Origin of the sequence: Brevibacillus sp. JNUCC-41, assembly GCF_014844095.1 — a bacterium.
GTDB classification, from domain to species: Bacteria; Bacillota; Bacilli; order Bacillales; family DSM-1321; genus Peribacillus; species Peribacillus aracenensis.
The window spans coordinates 2153232-2174133 of sequence record NZ_CP062163.1; the positions used below are offsets into that span (position 1 = coordinate 2153232).

18 protein-coding genes and 2 pseudogenes are annotated in these 20902 nt (G+C 37.4%); 13 read left to right on the forward strand and 7 right to left on the reverse strand.

What is annotated here, in order from left to right:
* Positions 1-134: 134 nt before the first annotated feature.
* Complete coding sequence (locus JNUCC41_RS10710) at positions 135-542, forward strand: hypothetical protein (protein WP_192207563.1); 408 nt, start codon at positions 135-137, stop codon at positions 540-542.
* A gap of 98 nt (positions 543-640) precedes the next feature.
* Here the strand turns inward: JNUCC41_RS10710 and JNUCC41_RS27425 are convergent.
* Positions 641-1274: pseudogene (locus JNUCC41_RS27425) on the reverse strand (DNA cytosine methyltransferase); the annotation flags it as partial.
* A gap of 153 nt (positions 1275-1427) precedes the next feature.
* Between JNUCC41_RS27425 and JNUCC41_RS10720 the strand changes: the two are divergent.
* From JNUCC41_RS10720 to JNUCC41_RS10755, 8 genes and pseudogenes are all read left to right on the forward strand, one after another.
* Positions 1428-2000: a TetR/AcrR family transcriptional regulator gene (locus tag JNUCC41_RS10720; RefSeq protein ID WP_192207565.1), complete on the forward strand. Its 573-nt coding sequence runs from the start codon at positions 1428-1430 to the stop codon at positions 1998-2000.
* A 132-nt stretch (positions 2001-2132) separates the two neighbouring features.
* Positions 2133-3254, forward strand: a complete 1122-nt coding sequence (locus JNUCC41_RS10725; RefSeq protein WP_192207566.1) for an ABC transporter permease — start codon at positions 2133-2135, stop codon at positions 3252-3254.
* Positions 3254-3976, forward strand: a complete 723-nt coding sequence (locus JNUCC41_RS10730) for an ABC transporter ATP-binding protein (protein ID WP_192207567.1) — start codon at positions 3254-3256, stop codon at positions 3974-3976. Before JNUCC41_RS10725 ends, JNUCC41_RS10730 begins: the two co-directional genes overlap by 1 nt.
* Before the next feature lie 589 nt (positions 3977-4565).
* Entirely contained in the window at positions 4566-4751 is a 186-nt protein-coding gene (locus JNUCC41_RS10735; protein ID WP_034306238.1) for a hypothetical protein, read from the forward strand.
* Complete coding sequence (locus JNUCC41_RS10740) at positions 4748-5254, forward strand: hypothetical protein (RefSeq protein WP_192207568.1); 507 nt, start codon at positions 4748-4750, stop codon at positions 5252-5254. Before JNUCC41_RS10735 ends, JNUCC41_RS10740 begins: the two co-directional genes overlap by 4 nt.
* 954 nt (positions 5255-6208) lie before the next feature.
* On the forward strand, positions 6209-7942 hold the full coding sequence (locus JNUCC41_RS10745) for an amidohydrolase (protein WP_192207569.1): 1734 nt from the start codon (positions 6209-6211) through the stop codon (positions 7940-7942).
* A 217-nt stretch (positions 7943-8159) separates the two neighbouring features.
* Positions 8160-8411, forward strand: a complete 252-nt coding sequence (locus tag JNUCC41_RS10750; protein WP_192207570.1) for a stalk domain-containing protein — start codon at positions 8160-8162, stop codon at positions 8409-8411.
* Between the two features lie 160 nt (positions 8412-8571).
* A pseudogene (locus JNUCC41_RS10755) lies at positions 8572-8655 on the forward strand (L-lactate permease); the annotation flags it as partial.
* A 498-nt stretch (positions 8656-9153) separates the two neighbouring features.
* On the opposite strand, the gene JNUCC41_RS10760 reads toward JNUCC41_RS10755, so the two are convergent.
* The 4 genes from JNUCC41_RS10760 to JNUCC41_RS10770 form a co-directional block, all read right to left on the reverse strand.
* Positions 9154-11559 (reverse strand): M14 family metallopeptidase, encoded by a 2406-nt coding sequence (locus tag JNUCC41_RS10760; RefSeq protein ID WP_192207571.1) that lies wholly within the window; start codon positions 11557-11559, stop codon positions 9154-9156.
* Positions 11560-12428: 869 nt separating this feature from the next.
* Positions 12429-12671 carry an IS3 family transposase gene (locus tag JNUCC41_RS27255; RefSeq protein WP_353618324.1) on the reverse strand — a complete coding sequence of 81 codons (243 nt, stop codon included), beginning with the start codon at positions 12669-12671 and terminating at the stop codon, positions 12429-12431.
* Entirely contained in the window at positions 12631-13524 is an 894-nt protein-coding gene (locus tag JNUCC41_RS10765) for an ROK family protein (protein WP_192207572.1), read from the reverse strand. Before JNUCC41_RS10765 ends, JNUCC41_RS27255 begins: the two co-directional genes overlap by 41 nt.
* Before the next feature lie 86 nt (positions 13525-13610).
* Complete coding sequence (locus JNUCC41_RS10770) at positions 13611-14042, reverse strand: AAA family ATPase (RefSeq protein ID WP_192207573.1); 432 nt, start codon at positions 14040-14042, stop codon at positions 13611-13613.
* A gap of 329 nt (positions 14043-14371) precedes the next feature.
* Here JNUCC41_RS10770 and JNUCC41_RS10775 point away from each other — a divergent pair, with 329 nt between their 5' ends.
* The 3 genes from JNUCC41_RS10775 (at position 14372) to JNUCC41_RS10785 (ending at position 17321) form a co-directional block, all read left to right on the forward strand.
* The gene (locus JNUCC41_RS10775) at positions 14372-16288 is read left to right on the forward strand and encodes a glycosyltransferase family 2 protein (RefSeq protein WP_192207574.1); all 1917 of its coding nucleotides are present in this window, start codon (positions 14372-14374) and stop codon (positions 16286-16288) included.
* A gap of 103 nt (positions 16289-16391) precedes the next feature.
* Positions 16392-16808, forward strand: a complete 417-nt coding sequence (locus JNUCC41_RS10780; protein ID WP_192208361.1) for a hypothetical protein — start codon at positions 16392-16394, stop codon at positions 16806-16808.
* A gap of 309 nt (positions 16809-17117) precedes the next feature.
* Positions 17118-17321, forward strand: coding sequence for a hypothetical protein (locus tag JNUCC41_RS10785; protein ID WP_192207575.1), 204 nt, complete (start codon positions 17118-17120; stop codon positions 17319-17321).
* Positions 17322-17844: 523 nt separating this feature from the next.
* Here JNUCC41_RS10785 and JNUCC41_RS10790 read toward each other — a convergent pair.
* Entirely contained in the window at positions 17845-18903 is a 1059-nt protein-coding gene (locus JNUCC41_RS10790; protein WP_192207576.1) for a YkvI family membrane protein, read from the reverse strand.
* Positions 18904-19036: 133 nt separating this feature from the next.
* Entirely contained in the window at positions 19037-19915 is an 879-nt protein-coding gene (gene proC, locus JNUCC41_RS10795; RefSeq protein ID WP_192207577.1) for a pyrroline-5-carboxylate reductase, read from the reverse strand.
* 304 nt (positions 19916-20219) lie between these two features.
* On the opposite strand from proC, the gene JNUCC41_RS10800 reads away from it, so the two are divergent.
* Positions 20220-20474 (forward strand): hypothetical protein, encoded by a 255-nt coding sequence (locus JNUCC41_RS10800; RefSeq protein WP_192207578.1) that lies wholly within the window; start codon positions 20220-20222, stop codon positions 20472-20474.
* Positions 20475-20902: the final 428 nt, after the last annotated feature.

Sequence of the window (20902 nt, forward strand, 5' to 3'; positions counted from 1 at the left end):
GCAGCTTTTTCTTTATGGAACTATCGGGGCAGTTTAGTTCAAGAAGCGTAACTTATTCGTACTGTGAATTAATTGCAATACATTTTGCTACCACTCTTTATGAAATGGTAATATTTAATGCTGAGGTGGTGTTTATGAAAAAATTATATTTGATCCCTATTTCTATACTTCTTGCAGCTCCATTGTCATCGCTTCTTAGTGCTTCAATTGATAGTTTAATATCTTTAAATGAAGATCTTCCAAAAGATGAATATTTCCCTTTTTTAAATGGAGTAATTATTGGCACAATATATGAATTAGCAATATATTGCATTATTGGTATTCCTGTAACTCTAATTATTGATACCATAACTTATTTTTTGGGTTTACATACAAACTTAAAAGTATATCTTTTACAATTTTCTTTGTATACTATTTCTGCAATCACTCTTGCCTACATATTAGACTCTGATAATTTTTGGGCTTATTTAACGGTAGGAATAGCAGTACATCCCTATTTTAATATATTGTTTTTTTTGAAAAAAACTAATAGCAAACCTTAAACAGAATCTATGACGAAATATTGGTCAACTCTTCTTATAGAACTAAAGGGTGCGTTAGCTGAAGATCAGAGCTGTCATTAAGGCAGATGTAATTGGATGGGAAACCCTAATTCATGAGGTTGTAACATGTGTAAACCGATATCCGTAATTTTGGCGATGTACCGTAACTAAACCAAACCGATCTTTGGTTGGTATAGTATGAATAGGCTCATTAATATCTTCCCCAATCCCTTGTCCATAGTATTTCGTTAAAAATGCTGTGACTAAAGCGAATCTATTTCACCCTGCAGTAATCGTATGCAATGGACCATCTAAAGAAAGCCCTCTGACCTCATTCTTTGAAGTCTCTGTATAATAACTGGATGGAAACGCTGCTTTATATTCCTGACCTGGTACTATAAAAGGTTTTGGATTATCCACCACAAACCTTTGGATCCCTTTTTTAATTCTCCTTAGTGTATTGTAGGACAAATCCTTTTTACGATTAAAAATGCTAGGTGCTCCAATATCCCAATCCATAATTTCGGAGGAAGATACCCAAGCCTTACGTTTTCCGACCTGTACTTCTAAACTGTTTGGATCACCATAAGTCGGTTGTGGCCATGTTATCAGTTTACCATCGCAACGAGCAATCATGAAAGATCTCTTTCGAATTGTAGGCGCTCCGTAATCACAAGCACGTGGCTCCTTAAATTCAACTTGATAGCCTAGTGATTGAAGCGCCTTTATGAATTAAAAACCTTAACAACATGAAATATTAATGGATACTGTGGTTTTAGAATACTATGAGTGATAACATAACACTATCTTAGATAATTTGTTTTGAAATCGAGTGATTTTTGCCTATTCTATAAGCGAAAATCTGTCTTAGAATGAGGTGGTTTAATGGCACGTGAGAAAAAATTTTCTACACAAGAAATTTTTAAAGCGACCAATTCGCTTTTATTAAAGCATGGTTACGAGGGATTTTCTTTTAGCCTGTTAGCAGAAGCCTTACATGTTTCTAGAGCGGCAATTTACAAGCATTATATGAATAAAGAAGAACTTATTATTGATTATATGGTAAGTGAAATGGAAAAAATATTAAGTGATCTACAAGAGATCGACAGCACAGCTGATTTCCCGTCACAATTAGATCAACTGCTAACGCTAATTTTTGCCTATTCGGATATTCATCAAATTTTAGGGATGGCACACCAAATTCAAGAAAATAGCTCGGATATTTCAATGAAAAAGAATCAGCTGCAAAAGCTGCATTTAGATATGTATTCACAACTCCAGTCATTAATCAATCTAGGAAAACAGGAAAACCTACTTAGTGAAAAACTTCCTAATGACGTGATATTGGGTTTCATCTTCCAAAGTATTGCAATTCCAAACCATAGAGGGATTCCACAAGAGGAATGGTTGCATTACATAAAAGAAGTTGTTGGTCATGGAATTTATAAAATTAAATAAGTGACACTAGTGTAACTTTAATCTATAATCAAAGTTACACTAGTGTTATTTTGTTTGTACAAACATCTTTTTCTCCAGAATGTGATGATTTCATTTTGGATTTTACTTTTAAAAGAATGAGGGTGTTCGGATATGTTTTTAGCTTTAAAGGAGTTAAAGAAAGGAAAACTTCGCTTCACGATGATTGGCCTGATCATCGTTTTAATAGCTTGGCTTGTGTTTATTCTTTCTGGTTTGGGTAATGGACTATCAACGTTAAGTGCAGCATCTATAAAAAATATGGATGCTGATTATGTAGTGTATGAAAAAGGTTCGGGTTCCACATTCAGCAAGTCTTTACTATCAGAGTCACTAATATCTGATATCGAAAAACAATCTAATGTAGAAGAGGTTTCTCCATTCGGTTCTGCGATGGGAGCCATTTTAAATGAAGATGGATCTGGAAATGAAGACAAAACGGATATAGCGATTTTAGGGATTAATCCAGGAACTTTTTTGGAACCGAAAGTGATCGAAGGTAAACAGTTAGATCAAGGTAACCAATTAGGTGTTCTAGCTAATGATGGATTAAAAGATCAAGGCTACAAAATTGGGGATAGCCTGGCTTTAGATGGCTCAATGGAAAAACTAAAAATCATCGGTTTTGTTGAAAACGAAACATATAATCATTTACCTGCTTTGTTTACAACGATGGATAAATGGCGTTTATATAAATTTTCCGCTCCTGGTTCTAATAATGGAATGGAAGATGCAGTCAATGCATTTGTTCTGCAAGGTCCAGATGTAAATACTGAAACATTAGACAAAGAAATAAAAGGTATCGAAACGGTATCCAAAAATAAAGCTATACAAGGAATGCCAGGGTATACAGCTGAAAATGGGACCATTATGATGATGCTTGTATTCTTGATCGTTATATCGACTTTTGTGATTGCTGTATTCTTCTACGTATTAACGATACAAAAAACAAACCAATTTGGTGTGATGAAAGCCATTGGCGCAAGTAATAGCTTTATTGCAAACGCCATTGTATCACAAGTATTCTTATTGTCTTTAATTGGTATTTTAGTAGGAATTGCTTTAACCTATGGAACAGCTTTGATTCTTCCGGAAGGCATGCCATTTAATTTAGATGTAAAACTTGTTGTCATTTATGGTGTTCTGCTTTTATTAATCAGTGTGCTTAGTTCGCTCATTTCCGTTCGGAAAATAACAAAAATCGATCCACTTACTGCACTTGGGAGGGTAGAATAATGGCTGGACTTCAATTAGAGAATGTATCAAAAATATATAAAGAAGGAGACAGTCAAGTCATTGCTCTCAATAATGTCTCCATAACTGTCGAACCAGGGCAATTTGTAGCAATTATTGGACCTTCTGGTTCTGGAAAAAGTACCTTTTTATCCATTGCTGGAGCGCTTTTACAAGCTTCAAAAGGGAAAGTCATAATTGACGGTGTTAATATTGCCAACCTATCAGAGAAACAACTTTCCCAAGTTCGTTTAAATGAAATAGGCTTTATTTTGCAAACGTCAAACTTAATTCCTTACTTAACAGTTCTTGATCAACTGCTAGTTGTTAAAAAAATGGCTGGAGCTTTACGTGCTGCAGACAAAGCATTTGCAAAAGAGTTACTTACGGAATTAGGCTTAAGTTCTAAGTTAAATAAGTTTCCTAATGAATTATCTGGAGGAGAACGCCAACGTGCTGCCATTGCCCGTGCATTTATGAATGATTCTAAAATCATTCTTGCAGATGAGCCAACAGCTAGCCTTGATTCTAATCGAGCACATGAAGTGGTAAAATTGATTTCAAAAGAAGTCAAAGCACGGAAAAAAGCTGCCATTATGGTAACGCATGATGAGCGTATGCTGGAGTACTGTGATCGTGTTTATCTTATAGAAGATGGCGTATTGATCCCTCTAGAAGACCATTCGTTACATGCGGTAAAACATAAAGGGGAAAGTAATCGTTAGTAAAAGAGACTTTTCCAAAGTAATCCGGCTAAATAGCCTTCGATAGTGTCAAATGAATAAGCTTCCTCTAAATTAAATCGTTTAGAGGAAGGATTAAAAGCTGCCTAGGCAGGATCATTGCAAGAAGGAATAGAGCCTCTGTCTTTTCCTTCACTACAAATAGAGGCAGCAGAAATGCTGCCTCACTTTATTGTGATTATCATCTGTAGTAAGTATCAATTTTCTTTTCTATTTTATGAAAAGAAATGTCTATTCCTATAAAAAGGAATAAGTCTGCTATTCGTGTCTCTTCTTAATGGATTACTCCTTTAATAGCATTACGTAAGGCAACCTTTCTGGATAAAGGAGCGTAATATGATGATTAAACTCACTCCTTGTATATTATGAGTCAAGAAAAAGGGGAGTACATATTATACATGGCTAATATGTACTCTCCTTTATTTATTAAGGTTTTTTATAATTAAATCTAGAAAATTTTGGAATACTAACAAACATTAAAGGACCGTCAATAGACCTGTTTTTTGTACGAAAGAAGGATGACCACCAAGTTTCGACGAATATATCAATATACTTTTTGGAGGTGTTGGATATGGGGATTTGTTGTGGAGAGTGTCACGTTGAATTAAAGAGTGATGATTATGTCACATTGGATGAATTTAGCACACTGAGGCACACATATTGCGGTTATGATCTTATTGCCGAGCTGATCAAAGACATTGGGACCTATCGAAATATCAAAACAAAGTATTGGTTTTCCCGTGAGCGTACTAAATGAAAATCGGTAAAATCTTGGAGTTAATTAAAACTGATACACCAGCGAATATTGCCAAAAGGGCTGATGTTCATCTTTCAGAAAAATTACTAAGAAAAGCATTGAATAAAGCCGGTTATGAGTCTAGAAATGCAGACGAAAAAGGCTGGTATTTCGTTGGTGAAGGTGACGAGGAAACGGTAAAAGAGCAGCTTATTTATGACTTTGCAACAGCAGGAAAGGCAATGGCGGACGTTTCAACTAATGTAAATAAAGAACCTATTAACGATACCAACCAACGTTTTAACGTTGGCATAAAACGTGGTAAAGAACAGGTCAAACAAGCGAACGAACAATCAGCACCAACCATGGAACGAACCAGCGTTATAAGAAAACGTTCTTCATTCGATATGGATGTTGAACTTATGAAGGAACTAAAAATACAAGCAATCATTCATGATAGGACGGTTTATGAACTAGTTGAAAGTGCCGTAAGGCACTATTTAGCTGAATTAAAGGGAAAATGATGTGGCATTGAAATAAAGTCACGATGTTTATAATAAAGTTGCACCGTTTTACCCCTTTGGATACTAACCTCTAAAGGGGTGTTTTTATGTCCAAAAGATAAAGTACATCTGAAATTCAAAAATGGATCAAGGGAATTTTTGAGTGGTAATAGAGTTGTTCCGTTAAAGGGAGCGATTCTTTACTCGTATGTAATAAAAGGGTGAATGAGGGCCAACCTACGATAGTACTGAAAGCAGTAAATCATCGCGAGTAGCAACCTATCACGCTCGGACAGCACAACAAGACTACAAGCAAGCCAAGGAGGACAGGGCTATGGTAGAGACAAAGAGAAAATCCCAAGAAGTAAAAAACACCCCTTTTAAAAGGAATGCCCTCTTGTTATATAATTCCAGGGTAATAACTATCTGGAATTTCCTAAACCCAACATAACTAGGAAAGTTATCTAACCTTGTTGGGCCAAAGTAACAGAATCAATCGCCAATTTTGAAGCTGTTTCGGGAAGTTGATAAGGAATAACTTGATCGTTTTCTTTGTCCTCTTCTTAATAATATCGCATAGATTTTAGGGAAGCTTCAGACATCGAAAGGTTCAACTTTTTTGCAAGCATAGTTAGTATTTTAGGGATATCGTTGCTACTCTTTTTCTTATGGAGCTAAAGTCAGGTTAGTTCAACAGTGCTATTTGATTTTTGTTCAACAATTGGATCATCCTAATGGTTTTTAGATAAAATAACCTATTTTTAATTAATCCCTATATAAAATTCAGAATATTTAGTATAATACATTTATAATTGGTACGGACATCACGATGTTTATGAATCTTTTTCAACAGCATTTAGGAGGGGGGCTCTTTCAAGTTGTTTAAATGAAATATTTCTTAGAAAATCTTCGGTGTATATGGCAAAAACAAGAGGTGTTATGGATAGGATCTTAAATCAGAAAAGGGGTTTTTTCTTGAAAAGGAATTTTTTAAGTAAAAGAAATTTGTTTATCTTCTCCCTAGTTTTTGTGCTTGCATTAGTAGGCTTTTCTTCAGGTACACTTCCAGACCATCTTGATTCTCTTGCACCTGACACTGTTTACTTTAACGGAAAAGTTATCACCATGGACAAAGGTGCTACCATTGCCGAAGCCGTAGCAGTCAAGGACGGAAAAATCATTGCCGTTGGTTCAAATAAGGAAATTGGTAAGTTAAAGGGACGGCACACGAAAGTCGTTAATTTAATGAATAAAGTGTTATTGCCGGGATTCTATGATGCCCACAGTCATTTTCCGAGCTCCGGAATGGACGGGACTGTTCAAGTTAATTTAAATAGTCCTCCGGTAGGTCCTATTAAAAATATTGATGATCTGATCATTGCCTTGAAAGATCGAACTATGGAAACCCACGAAGGTGAATGGATACTCGGGCGAGGGTATGATCAGACACTTTTAGCGGAAGGACGTCACCCGACACGTGAAAATCTGGATAAGGTATCAACGGAGCATCCAATCTATATCGGACATACTTCAGGACATTTAGCAGTAGCTAATAGTGTTGCACTTAAAATGGCAGGAATTACAAAAGATACTCCCGATCCACCTGGTGGAGTAATCGTAAGAGATCCTAAGACAGGAGAACCGACTGGGGTATTAGAGGAATCTGCTATAGGTCTTGTAAGCAAGCATATTCCTGTTGTTACAGAAGAGGAAAATCTTGCAGCGTTTAAAAAGGCTGTCCAGGATTATATCTCAAAAGGTGTAACGACCTCAATTATAGCTGGTGCAAATAAACAGGGTCTTATTGATTTACAAAGATATCAGAAGCAAGGTTTGCTGCCGTTAAGGATTACAGCCATGGGTGCCGGGTTTGGTGGCGCTATAACCTCTGGTGAATTAGGTGGTATTGTAACAGGTTTCGGCAGTGATATGCTGAAGCTTGGACCGGTGAAGCTGTCTCATGATGGATCTATTCAAGGGTACACCGGCTATTTAAGTAAACCGTACCACGTGCCTCCGGGAGATGATCCAAATTATCGGGGATATCCGGCGACAAGTCGTGAGGACTTAACGAAGCGAGTAGTGGATTTGCATAAGGCTGGATACCAAATTGCGATTCATGGTAACGGAGACGCAGCGATTGATGATATTCTTTACGCCTTCCGTACTGCCCAGGAGGAGTATCCGCGTAAGGATGCCCGTCATCGTATTGAGCATGCTCAAATGGCTAGATTAGATCAATTGGATGAAATGAAGAAACTGGGTGTTACACCATCATATTTTGTTTCCCATACCTTCTTTTGGGGCGATCAGCACAGAGATATATTCATGGGGCCTGAACGTGCAGCTATGATGAGCCCTCTTAAATCTTCCATTGATCGTGGTATTAAATTTAGCATTCATCTTGATTCTCACATTACTCCAATGGACCCGCTGCAGGCAGTATGGTCTGCTGTTAACCGGATTTCAAGAAGCGGAAAAGTAATTGGTCCGGAGCAAAGAATTACACCATTAGAGGCACTTCGCGCAGTAACAAGTGATGCAGCATGGCAAAACTTCGAGGAAAATGAAAAAGGCTCAATCGAAAAAGGAAAATTTGCGGACTTTGTTGTTCTGGAAGAAAATCCGTTAACAGTTGACCCTATAAAAATTAAAGAAATCAAAGTACTTAAGACAATTGTGAACGATAAGGTTATCTACGAAAATTAATTTAGGATAGGATGCACGGGGACGGTTCTACTGCTTCATCCACTTGCTGGTGAAGCACAAGAACCGTCTCTTTGCTTCCTTCGTGCCCAGCAAGCCGTTAATTGCTAGTTGTCGAAAGTCCAACCCGAGTAAGTGCAATGACGCTCGGTAGGAGGAGAAAAAAGGACCTTTCACCCTTAAAGTAAACGGTTATGTTTACCCTTACCAAGCTAATCAGATGAAGATAATAGATGGAAAACCATACATTCAATCAGAAAAATTATTACTTGGTCTAGGTGTTATTTACTCAAGGGAATTAAAGACATATAAGACAAATAAAAATTCTTATTTATCTGTTATAAAAACGGCAAAGGCATTAGGTTATAAAGTAGATTGGAATAAGAAGGATAAAGTTATACTTTTAGAAAAGGACTTGTATAATTATGACAATCCAAATGATGATGAAGACGGTGATATTATTACAAACTAATAATTGGTTCTAATGCGAAATTCATTTTTTAGAATTACAGCATGTCATCTTTTATAGTATAGAAATAATTAGTGAAAAGGGTTCTGGTGCAAGTACTGTATTTGTTAAAAAAAGGCATATAGATTCTTAACTGAGTGATATTATCCCATCTAAGTAGACTGCAATTTTAGTAACTGGCATTACTTTTGCAGTAACACAATTCTTAAGCTCTAACTTTCTTGGACCGGAACTTCCGGATACTTTAAAGGGATGAAACCGAAGGCAAAAGAAAAGAAGCCTTCTGATACTGCTCTTGTTTTGCAAAATGATGGATCGATTGGATTTGGATTTGCTAAATCAAAAAAACAAACTTAAAATCCCTATCACATAGATAGGGGTTTTTTGCTGTTGCTTATATATATTCAACGAAAGGCGGAATGCGTAGCTTAACCGTACTATAATAAATAATGGTTACTATATTCAATATGACAATTATTTGTTTATTTATTCTTGTTTTATGTCTAAAAGTTAGTCTGTTATTTATAGTATAAAAGATTTAAGACTTATGGACAGAGGATGATATATATTGTTAATTAGTTAGGCGAGGGCTTCAACTACTGGCCAAGATTTAGTGACGCAAAAGGAAATATTAACGATAACACGATTCTGGTTATTTTGTATCCAAAAATAATAGAAAGTCTATCAGTTCAAAGGTACCAATGAAAAAAGAGTTGGCCCCGTAAGGCCAACCCCTTGCAAACCGTCATTTTATTGTAAGCGTTACAGAATTATAGTTTTTCCCATTACCAAGTGGATTGTAGTTTTTCTCAATGTTTCCTGCGGCGTCCACAGTGAAATAATTAATGGTTGTAGTCTTTTCAATTTTTAATGTTTCTGCAAATTCACGGGTGCCGCTTAATTTAATTTTAGCTGATTGGAAGGTTGGGCGGCTGCCGTCAAGCGTATAATAAATGGTGGCTGGCTCACTTGTTTCAATCTTAACATCAACCGGACCTGTGTATTTACCGTTTCCAGGTGTAGCTTTTGAGGAAGGCGGCTGATGGTCTTTTGCACTGTTGTAGGCTACTTTAATTAAGCCAATCAACCCATTGGCAAATTCCATTGCTTCTTCATGGCCTTCTACAAAGGCTGGCTGGAATCCAACTGCCTGCCATCTTTTTGTATCCTTATTCCATAAATCTGCCCCTACTTCGAAGTTCCAGGCATAAATCCCCTTTTCATACCATAGGTAGTCCGCAGAGTTACCTGCAGCAGAGTATAGTACGTCAGGAATTGGACCTGTACGGCTAGGTAGAATGACCGTTCCGCGGTGGTCTTGAATATCATTTAAGATGTTATCAGAAGCTGCCCAGTAAAACGCTTCTTCACCAGCTGATGGGCGTGGCAGTGTTGTACGTTTTGAATCGTAAGCACCAGGGGACCACATGAAGTAGCCGCCATAACTATGAATATTCATCGCAAACTTAATATTTGGGTTTTTATCAGCAAGCCAGACAAGGTTTCTTCCTTCAGGCTCAGAGTTTTCAGCTGGTCCAGCGTAAGTGTCTCCCGTACAACTTGTACCTCCGCCAATATAGCCATCAAAAACGGAACCAACAGAATGGTTGCGGTTAAGGTCAACTCCCCAATTATTACGGTACCCAGGATCAGAGGCAGTGGGACCACAGTGATTGGTCATATTCTTACGCTGCATATTGTAATCATTTAAGCTGTAATTGGCACCATCAGGGTTTACTGAAGGTACAAGGAATATATCAAGATTATCGACAAGCTTTCTTGTCTCACTATCTTGACTATAGTTTCGCAGTAGTCTTTCCGCCGTTTCGATTGTTACGAGCGGGGTCACCCATTCACGGGCATGCTCCTGAGCATATCCAAGAACACCTGGTTTAGAACCATCACGATGCTTGCCGATTCGGATCGCTTTTACTGTAAAAGGATCTCGGGAAACGTCTGCCCCAGCTTTCAAGCCGTCAGTTAATATCGCAGCATTTGTAGTTGGTGCGACAACACCGGCACCAGAATTACCGCGGTATGTAGTCGCAGTGACAAGTTGGCTAGCATTCTCATTCAGTGCTTTCACCACTTGTGCGGCAGTACTTGTTGCCTTTCCTGACGAATCAGTAGCTAAATCTACTAAAATCTTTGTACCATCCACAGTCACTTTTAGTGGTGAATTATTGGTTCCCGGATTCTTGAATTCTACCGATACATCATTCCCGCCCTCATGCCCCCATGCTTTTGAGGAAACAACAACTGCGAGATTGGTCGTGCCGCCGATAGTTGCTTGGGCAAGACGTCTGTAACCATTTGTTTTATTTGGCATATCAATGATTTCTACCAAGTTCGGGAATTCTTTTGCAAGTTTTTCGGCACGTTCATATAATTCATTTGGTGCCATATAGTGATCAACAAAATCGGTAACATAATCTGTTTTTGGATGTTTCGGCTCTTTCCCTAACCATTCAGTAATTGTGCTCGTAGCTGTTCCTCCAAGATTACTTTCAATTTTAACAGATGAAGGAATGGCGCTAACTGGTAAAAGCAAATAGTGATATAAATATTCACCGTAATCTACCAATCTGGAAAGTGTAGCAGATTTTTCCTCACCGTTCTCGGTCCAAGTTGCTTTAAGTGCTGTGCTAGCAGTCGCACCGGCGCTTGATTTCACTTCGAGATATAGGAAGGTGCCTGATTGATTGGTAAAATGGTTTGCCCTAAGGACTTTAAGTGTATCCTCGGAAGCTGCCAGACTGGCTTGCAGCTGGACAGTAGATTGCCGCTCTGCCACGCGTGTGTCCCATTGGTTTTTGGTGATCAGGGTCTCTTTTACATTGATGCCAAAGGTCTTTAACATGGCAATTTCTGTTGGTGTGACAACGGCATCCACTTCATAGACTCCGTCGTGTGCTTCGATTCTGTGGGTAAGGTCAATTCCAAGCTCAAGAAGCTTCTCCTTTGCCTTATCATTTGGCACTACAAGTTGGACAATTGATACCGATTCTTCCTTAGGAATCGGCTGGTCAGGCTGTTCGACCGCTGCAACCGGAATACTTAGGCCTGGATAAAATATAGAGAACACCAGTCCGGTTATGGCAGTCATCACCACTAAATTCCTTTTCCATTTCTGCTTTTTCTGTTTTGTCAAAAACTGCACCCCCAAAATGCTAGAAATTTTAATACAAGCTTATTGTAAATTGAATGTACTTAATATCTTGTCGTAAAATCAGGGGCAGTTAAAAATCCACTCAACAAAAATTTTATTAATACTTTATTTTAGAAGAACAAATTTTAGGTTGTTTTTCCTGTTTAAAAAGTACTGTGCTACTCAAAAGATCTAGTAATTAAGGAGTGCGAAAGTACTAGATTTTATTCCACTATAATTCCTATAAACTGTATATTGATAATCAACTGTTTTCATTGTTTAATATTGTTGCTTTTTGTTTAATTTTGTAGAAGGAAAGTTGTAATATATTTCATGTGAATTACGACTCTATAGTTAAAAACCATTAAATGCCTATCAACCTTTGTGCCAGTCCAACCTTTAATAAAGAAACAAGAATTATTATGAATAGGAATGATGGGGAATGGCAAAAACAAATACTCAACTGAAACAAAACAGGGTATTAAGAAAGTGCAAGAGCAAATAAATGAAATAGTAACAAATGTGGAAGAGAAGATACATTTGGAGAGGCTCTTTTTTAAAGTATGCCTAGAATGCTTGCAATGACTATTTCTCCATATGGTCAAAACTCTTTAAAAATCAATGAATGCTTACTGAAATATTTGAAAAACGGTGGTATGAGTGAAAACGCAGTATGGCTTGGGGAATTGATATTCATTTGAACGGGGAAGTCGAGTAGAAGAGGAAAGCACGGACTTAGACGATATGATTGCACTTTATAATCAAGCAGATCCAGCGAAATATCCATTGATTATGATGCTAAAATCAGAGATGTTCGCAGGCGGATGCATCGAACGTTTTGAATGGTGTATTGAGGTTATTTTACAAGGCAGCTAGCAATGTCGAAATAAAAAAAAACGCTGGTAATCTGAACTATGCCCCATTTTTCGGACAGTAAAAAGTTCCTTAACGGCTAATAGGTGGTCCCGGTATTGTACCGGGGCCATTTTCTTTAGTCCCCATTGGTAACGACTCATATTGTATTCTTCTATAACTCTATAAACTAAGGTGAACCGTAACTTAAATAATAAGTTTTTATAATCTTTGTTTTTGAATAAAATGATACATGGCCCCAATCATTCCTGCGTCATTTCGATATTTACATAGTTCAACAGGAATCTTAATATCATTCCACCAAGGGAGATCGTCTAGTTGTTTTTTTATAGTAGATAACAAGTCCTGTTGGGAGGATACTCCGCCACTAATTAAAATTTTTTGTGGGTTTAAAGTTGCTGCTAGGTTGAAAATTCCATAACTAATATTTCTAGCCCATCCGTCAATAAGTTTTTTTACCGATTTACTTTTAGCAGCCTCTGAAAAAACGGTCTCCCCTTTAACATTTTCATATTCACTTATTCCCTTAAGTTTTTTATAGCTCCTAATTAAGGCAGAAGTTGAACCTGTGGAGTGCCATATATCACCGAAATTTTTCCCATTTGCTTGAGTAATCATAAAACCAAATTCACCGCCTCTAAATCTATGACCATGTAAAAGTTTACCGTCAACAAAAATCCCCCCTCCTATTCCAGTGCCAATTGTGACACATATAAAATCGGTGCAATTTTGGGCATTACCGCTTGTTTTTTCTGCTATAGCAGCACAGTTTCCATCATTTTCAATTTCAACCCTTAGAGGAACTTTTGCTTCTAATAAATTCTTTAAGTTCTGATTAATCAACGCGGTAACAGCACCACCTTGTTCTGAGTAACCTGTATTCGGGTTAATAAAGCCTGGTAAACTTATAGCTACACCCAACACATGATTATTTCTTAAGTACATATTAATTGTTTCTACCATTTTTATTATAAATTTATCTAGATTTGTACACGGGGTACTGTAACTGCCTTGTGAAAGAATGGTTCCGTTCTCTAATAAGAGCCCGTGTTTTACTTTTGTCCCGCCGACATCAAAACAAATATACTTTTCCACTTACATTCCCCCTATACACCGTCGTTTTTATAAGAATATTAAGTAGGCTCGAGGAATTATCACCTCATTTATATTGAATACGATTCCTAATTTACCATAATAATAGTTCCCTCATCCGATGTCGGTTTTTGGTATTCTTTATGAATTTGTTTTAATACATCTTGAGGTAGTCGCATTAGATCTTTGTTCCTTGCTTTACATATTTCATAATCTGTATCCACTTGGTAAATTTCTAACGTAAGCCCAAATTCTTTAGCCACACGTCTCCATTGTTTACGACGCTTTCTTGTTCTGTTTGTGGTATCTACAATTACTTTATGACCACTTTTTAGCAACGACCTGACCATAAGTTCAGCTGTTTTCCACACTTGTGGTTCAGCCTCTGCTTTATAAATTTGACCATGTAAGGAAAGCCTGAGGTCATCAATAGATACACGTACCCATCCGTCGCTCTGTAGAACTTTAGCATATGTTGATTTACCACTTAATGGGATTCCGCACATGATACCAAGTTTCACATTACATCTCTCCAAATCAGAAATTGCCCCGCCCACACTCAGATACTCTAAACCCATCTGAAAGCATGAATCAGTACATTACATTATAAAATGCGAACGATAGTTGATTTGAAAGGGGCAAATCAATCAATTATGTGAATAAAAAAAATTTATATATAGGAATTTTGATTTAATATTATTTCCAACTATACCTAGGGATTTAATGGTGGATAGTAAACGATTTAGAAAGGTTTGATTTAAAGCTGTGTCAAACTTGCTTCAAATTACGTATAGTATCATCAGCATTTGGATGGACCTTTTTATTAATAACAAGGTAGGTGAGTAGAATTTTGTTAGAAAAGGTTTCAATAATCATACCTTTCCAAACAGACAATGGCCCAAGAGCGGAAGCATTTAAATGGATTAAACAGTATTATGAACGTATCATGCCCGAAGCTGAATTATGCTTGGGTATAATCGATAACGATAAAATTAATAAATCCAAGGCTGTAAACTTAGCAGCTAAAAAAGCAACAAGGGAAATTTTTGTAATAGCTGATGCGGATATCGTTTATGACCCTAAACTTATTGTTAAAGCTATAGAGGTACTTAATGAATCAGCATGGGTAGTTCCTTTTACTGAAATTTATGACATTGAAAGGTCAGGAACAGAAAGACTGATTCAAACAGAACCAACGTGGCCTTTTGATGTTAAATCTGAAGAATGTACCAAAGCAAATTGGATTTACACAGGTTTTGCGGGAAAACTTATTGTCATACCCAAAGTGAACTTTGAGGCAGTCGGAGGTTTTGATGAACGGTTTAGTGGCTGGGGAGGCGAAGATGATGCTTTTTCACTTTCTGTCCAGACACTTTGTGGTAAATTAGCGAATGTTACAGGAGAAATTTACCATGTATGGCATCCTGTTTCAAACTACGGAACAAATCCAAACGGTAAAGCGAATCTAGAACTTCTCAACCGTTATAAACGCGCAAGTGGAAATAGGAAGGAAATGACCAATCTTATTTCTGAACGAAAGAATAATATAGAAAAGATACAAATTAATAATATTGAGGTTTTAAACAGCAATGAAAATGCATATATGACATCACCTAAAAGCAAAATTTGTTTTGCCATCCTTGTTCATGAAAAGAGAGAGTTAGTCGAGCAACTAATTAAAAATGTCCGTTCTTTTTGCCCTAACAGTGCAATCGTCTTATACAACGGGGGATCTGATAGGACGCTTTGTGAAGGTCTAGGTGTTCCCGTTTGCCCCTCCAGTCGTAAATTAAAGTATGGGCATACTGCCATTTATTTTCTTGAAACGATGGAATGGTTGGAGCAATTAGGGACTCAGTATGAATATTTTATTAATATTGACTCAGATGCTTTGTTTATCAAAAAAGGATATGAAGAATTTATTCAAAATGAAATGAAAGATACGGATTACATGGGAGTGGACTTTAGGATTCCAAGTAAAGATTGGTATATTGGAAGGGAACTTAAGAAAGACGTTAATAGATGGAAGAAATTATTTAATATTAATCCTTTGTATGGAGTTTTCAATGTTGGACAGGTAATTTCGAGACCTATTGTTAAAGCATTACTTGAACCAGAAAGGATGGGAAAGTTAAGAAAAGCTTTAATGGAAACCACTTCCTGGGGGATGGATGAGATTATCTTTGTAAACATGGCCAAGGAACTTGGATTCAGGCAAAAAAAATATCCAAACCCCCTGGACTCAGAGATGATACGTTATCGCCCTTACTTTACATTGGAAGAAATGATATACTACCATACTAAAAATAGCGGTTATCTATGTCATCCCATTATTCGAGACAAAGCTGACCCTGTCAGGAAATTAATCCAACATTTTGAAAAGGGTCATGATTCAGAACTATATACAAACAAGGAATATCCATGGCATGAAGACAATCCAAATAATTATTCCATTTCGCTTCCGATAAAAGGAAAATTTGGTATTTTAGAGCTTGTCGTTCGCTCTGGTTCTGCTTTGACACACTATTGGCAACCCCCGGGGGGGGAATGGTATAAATCTGAGATATTCGCTAGAGGTGTTATGGGAATTCCTATATTATTCGAAACTCATTCAGGTGTATTTGTGGTAGTATGCAAATTAATAAATGGTGAAGTTTGCTTTTGGTGGAGAGACAGCAATGCCCAGAACAGCCCTTGGTATGGACCATCTGTTTTTCAGCTTGGGAATGTAAATCCGATAAAAGGAAGTGAATTTATTAAAGAGTAAATGTATTGAGTATAAGTCGTGCACTCGATACTCGATCAACATAATGGAGCTATTATAGTTTCATGGACATATTTTAGTTAAGTCCTTACAAAAAGCTTTTAATATGGATCAGGTTAAGGAAAAGTTCCTTACCCTGATTATGAAAATGCTCATAATTTTGCTCAAAGCCTTTTTCTCTTTTTTATTGGCTCTTTTTGTAAAGATTGTTGTTTTTAAAATGAAACGATTTAAGTTGATTGGAGCGGAAGTGCGAGACTCCTGCGGGAGCAGCGGGACAGGTGAGACCCCACAGGCGTTTACGCCGAGGAGGCTCACCGCCCGCCCCGCGGAAAGCGAGCATCTGGAGGGGAAATCAACCACACCGCACTATTTGGTAAATAGCAACAAAGTAAGCGGAAACGGAAACGGAAACAGAAACAGCCTTTTTATTAAAACCTATTTTTTATTATTATTTATCTTAATGAATGGGCGGCATGATCCGCTAAATCCCTTAATAGAGGGGTTTAGCAAGGATTCTTAAATGAGTGCTCACCTAACATGTGTATATCTTTAAAGTTGAAAGCTCCCCCACAGTGTGGGGGGCTTTTTTCTTTGTTGAAAGGTAAAATAAATGCATTTTTATCATCGAGGATTTATTGGCTCTGCTAATTTTAGTTTCGGGAGCAATAACAATTACGAGTGCGGTGTTACTATTGATAATAAAGAAATTATTTCAGATATTAGAAAGTTTTACTGTGGGGAATTGCTTGAAGAAAGTGAGTTTACAAATGTCCCGGAATGTTCGGATCCATTTGAACTTTTGCCACATATATGAATTGTGGTTGAAGAATTGAGCAAAGTAGCAAATAAGGAAGAACCAGAATTACTCTATTTAGATGGCATAGTAAAACATTTAGGCAAACTGGGTTATCCAGTACCAATCCATTTTGATTGGTATCATTTTTATATGCAACTTTATGACGAAAAATATGTTCCTAATATTGCTTTTATTGAATTAGTAAATTATCTTCATAAACTGTCTTCATATTGTTAAGGTAAGAACCTAAATTAATGCTGGCATCAGCTCTTAGTATGTTAGTTTGTCCGAAGTATACAGGGAAAAGGAAAGTTTTTTCCTCAAAAAAAACCTTTCTACTCATTAGTAGAAAGGTTGGTTAAACAAATGGTTAAATATTCCGGGTGGTGAGGCAAAGTTCAGTAGTTTATTTTTCGAAAGGAATGTATATATTGGATAGTTTTATATTGACATTAATAAAAACTCTAAATGAGGAAGTATCCCCGCACCTTACTGCAATCCTTTTTCTTGTATGCTTCATTAGCAATAATCGTTATTCACTTAATAAATGGCAAAGGCTTGATGCTCGTGGAAATAAAAAGGGAATAGATGCCCAATTTTTCAATTAATGAAGAAAGCTGGTTATACAACTCAAGAGAAATATGACGAAAAGGATTATCCTATTATTTATATGAGGCCACATCCAAAAATAATAGCTGTGTAAGAAGAACATACAGATAAATTAGAATATCATTTACTAGAGAGCTTATAGTTATTCCATTTAATTTTCTTTCGTTAATCGACTCATTCGGAATGGAGTAATGATGAGAACGATAATAAGAACAATTCCCATATAGCCAAAGATTGGATAGAGAGAGGAAACAAGTTTAGTGAAGCCAAAGAAGCTTGCTATAAATCCTATCAACAGTGATGAAATGATGATTACTTTAAATTTTGTGGTATGCGGATTTGAAAAGCGTGTTCCAAATGAGTAGAACATGCTGACTGCCGAGTTGAAAATCATAGCGAACAGAACGAGAGAGTACAGAATACCTAAGAGAGGTGAAACACTGTTGGCGATTCCCAGCATTGGCATATCTAAGTGCGATACAGTATGAATATGTGAGAAAATAGTAAGGTTACTAATCATAACAAGTAGACCTAAAGCAGCCCCTCCGATAAGTCCTCCAATGGATGATATCCTTTCATCAGGTTCATTTCCACCCATAACAAGTGTCATGGAAGCCCCCATTGCTATGGTTATTGAAATATAGTTTATTGCAGATATAAGCCAATGTCCCGCAGCTGAATTTTGTTCCAGTGCATGTGGTTCAAGTGACGTAAACGATGAATTCATTGTTAACATACTATAAATAAATAAGAAAAGTACGACAATAATCAGAAATGGTGTGACGGATGCAATTACCTTAATCACACGGTCAACTTTCAGCATAACTGTTATCATAACAAGAACAGTCATAAGAATGGTGCCTATAAAAGAAGGTAATCCGAATTGCTGATTAAAGATTGAGCCTGACCCCGCAATCATGACAATTCCGATACCTAGTAGGATGGCGTTCAGAACATAATCAATGATACCGCCGAGAAAGCGACCACAAATCTTATAAATTGCTTCCTGATGCGAATCTGTTTGTGTACGACTGCCAAGCTTCATCAGAATCATTCCAAGGTATGCAAAAATAACGACTGAAATGATAGCTCCAATTGTGCCCAATTTCCCGAAGCTTACAAAATAAAGCATGGTCTCTTGTCCTGAGGCGTACCCTGCTCCGATAAGGATTCCGATAAAAGCACTAGCGATCTTAAGGATTCTCTTCATGTTGTCCTCCGTTTTTCTTACGTTTTTATTTATTCTAACTATTTGATAGGATTATCATTTTATAACCATATCTTTTGATACATATATTTACTAAGGAGGATCCATGGTAATAGTTAACTTGGACACCTTCCTCTTATGGTACTGAAGTGCCACAATACTCTCGGGGAATAGCCGATTTCCTGTACGCTACTGACATCTCTTCATTCAGCTCTTTCGAACGTTTCGCTGCATGATGAATCGCCTGTGAAATGGCTCTGCCGCCATTATTTTTCCGTAAAGCCTCAAGTCCGGATGCTGTCGTTCCATTTGGTGAAGTGACTTTCTCTCTTAGACTTGCCGGTGCCTCGTCGTTCACCATAATCATCTTGGCTGCCCCTAAAATCGTTTGGGCGACAATCTCACGGACCATCGCTTCATCCATACCCTTTTTAACGCCGGCATTTTCCATATGTTCCATTAAATAATAGAAGTAAGCAGGTCCGCTTCCTGCAATTCCTGTAAAAATATCCATTTGCTCTTCTTCAATTAAGAACACTTTTCCCAAACAGCCAAACAATTCCTTCACTGCTATCACATTGTCCATCGCTGTATGTCTTCCCGGACATAACGCAGTTGCCGACTCCTGGATCATGCTCGACGTATTTGGCATCAACCGCACAACCTGCTGTCCAAGCTGTAGATGACTTTCCATGAATTCAGTTGAAATGCCCGCTAAAACAGAAATTACAACTTGATCCACTTTTATTTTATCTTTCAATGCATCGAGAGCATCTGCTGCTCCCTGGGGCTTCATTGCCAAAATAAAGAAATCAATTTCTTCATATGGCAATGCATCCTGATGGACCGCCTGAACTCCATACACGTGATTCATTTCCTTGAGTCGTAATTGATTCCGGCGATTTGTCACATAAATTCTCTCTGATGGTATGCTCCCCATCTGCACAATTCCTGAAATCATCGACTCTGCCATCGAACCGGCTCCTAAAAATGCCACAGTTTTATCTTTCAACATTATGCCCTCCTAAAAGTTCATCGTTCGTATTTCCGTTCGTATTTTTCAGCCATTTTATCGTAACATGCTGAGATTCAGATTCAAGGGAAGAGAGGACATTCACAAGGAAAAGGCCGAGATAGTGAAGGGAAGCGTTATCATTTGGTGCTTACATTATAATCAAGCCATTTAATCATGGATAATCGGCTGTAATCGGAGTATTTGCGGATATTTTAGGAAGAAAAATGAAATAAAGCAATTCATGTCGTTACAGGTTTTGTCCGTATTTTTTGTCTGTAAAATAACCTCTTAATAAGCTCTCCCATTGTATCTAAGACTTGACCTTAATTTATTGAGGGGAGAAGCACATGAAGATGAATATACAACTTTATTAGTGCAAGGTGTTGATGAGGACGGGGTATCTTCAGAGTCAACTTCAAAGGTCATTACAGATATTAATGAAATACAAGCTTTTATAGAAAAAGTGAACAAATTGGAAGTTTTGCAACTTCCTAATAAGGAGTTATTGGAGAAGAGTAAAGAATTAAATAAAAAAGGGAATTACTTTTTTATAGGCTGATTTCGCATACTTTGTTGCTATTTACCAAGTAAAGCAGTGTGGTTGATTTCTCCCTCCAGATGCTCGCTTTCCGCGGGGCGGGCGGTGAGCCTCCTCGGCGTAAACGCCTGTGGGGTCTCACTTGTCCCGCTGCTCCCGCAGGAGTCTCACACTTGCGCTCCAATCAACCTTAAATCGTTTAGTTTTTAAACACAAAAAAATCTTTTTAGTGATGGGAGGGTTATGTTTCAAGAACGGATCCGGGGCAGCTTTTTCTTATGGAATTAAAGGGTCAGGATAGTTCAAGAGCACATAAAGAGTTGTTCAACAATTGGACCAGATTGCGAGGGAAGAATTGCTGACTTTACAAAAGGTAAATTAGTTAAGGATAAATAGTGGTGAACCGAAAAGAAGGCGCTTTTGAGTGGAACTATTATTTGGAATTTAAT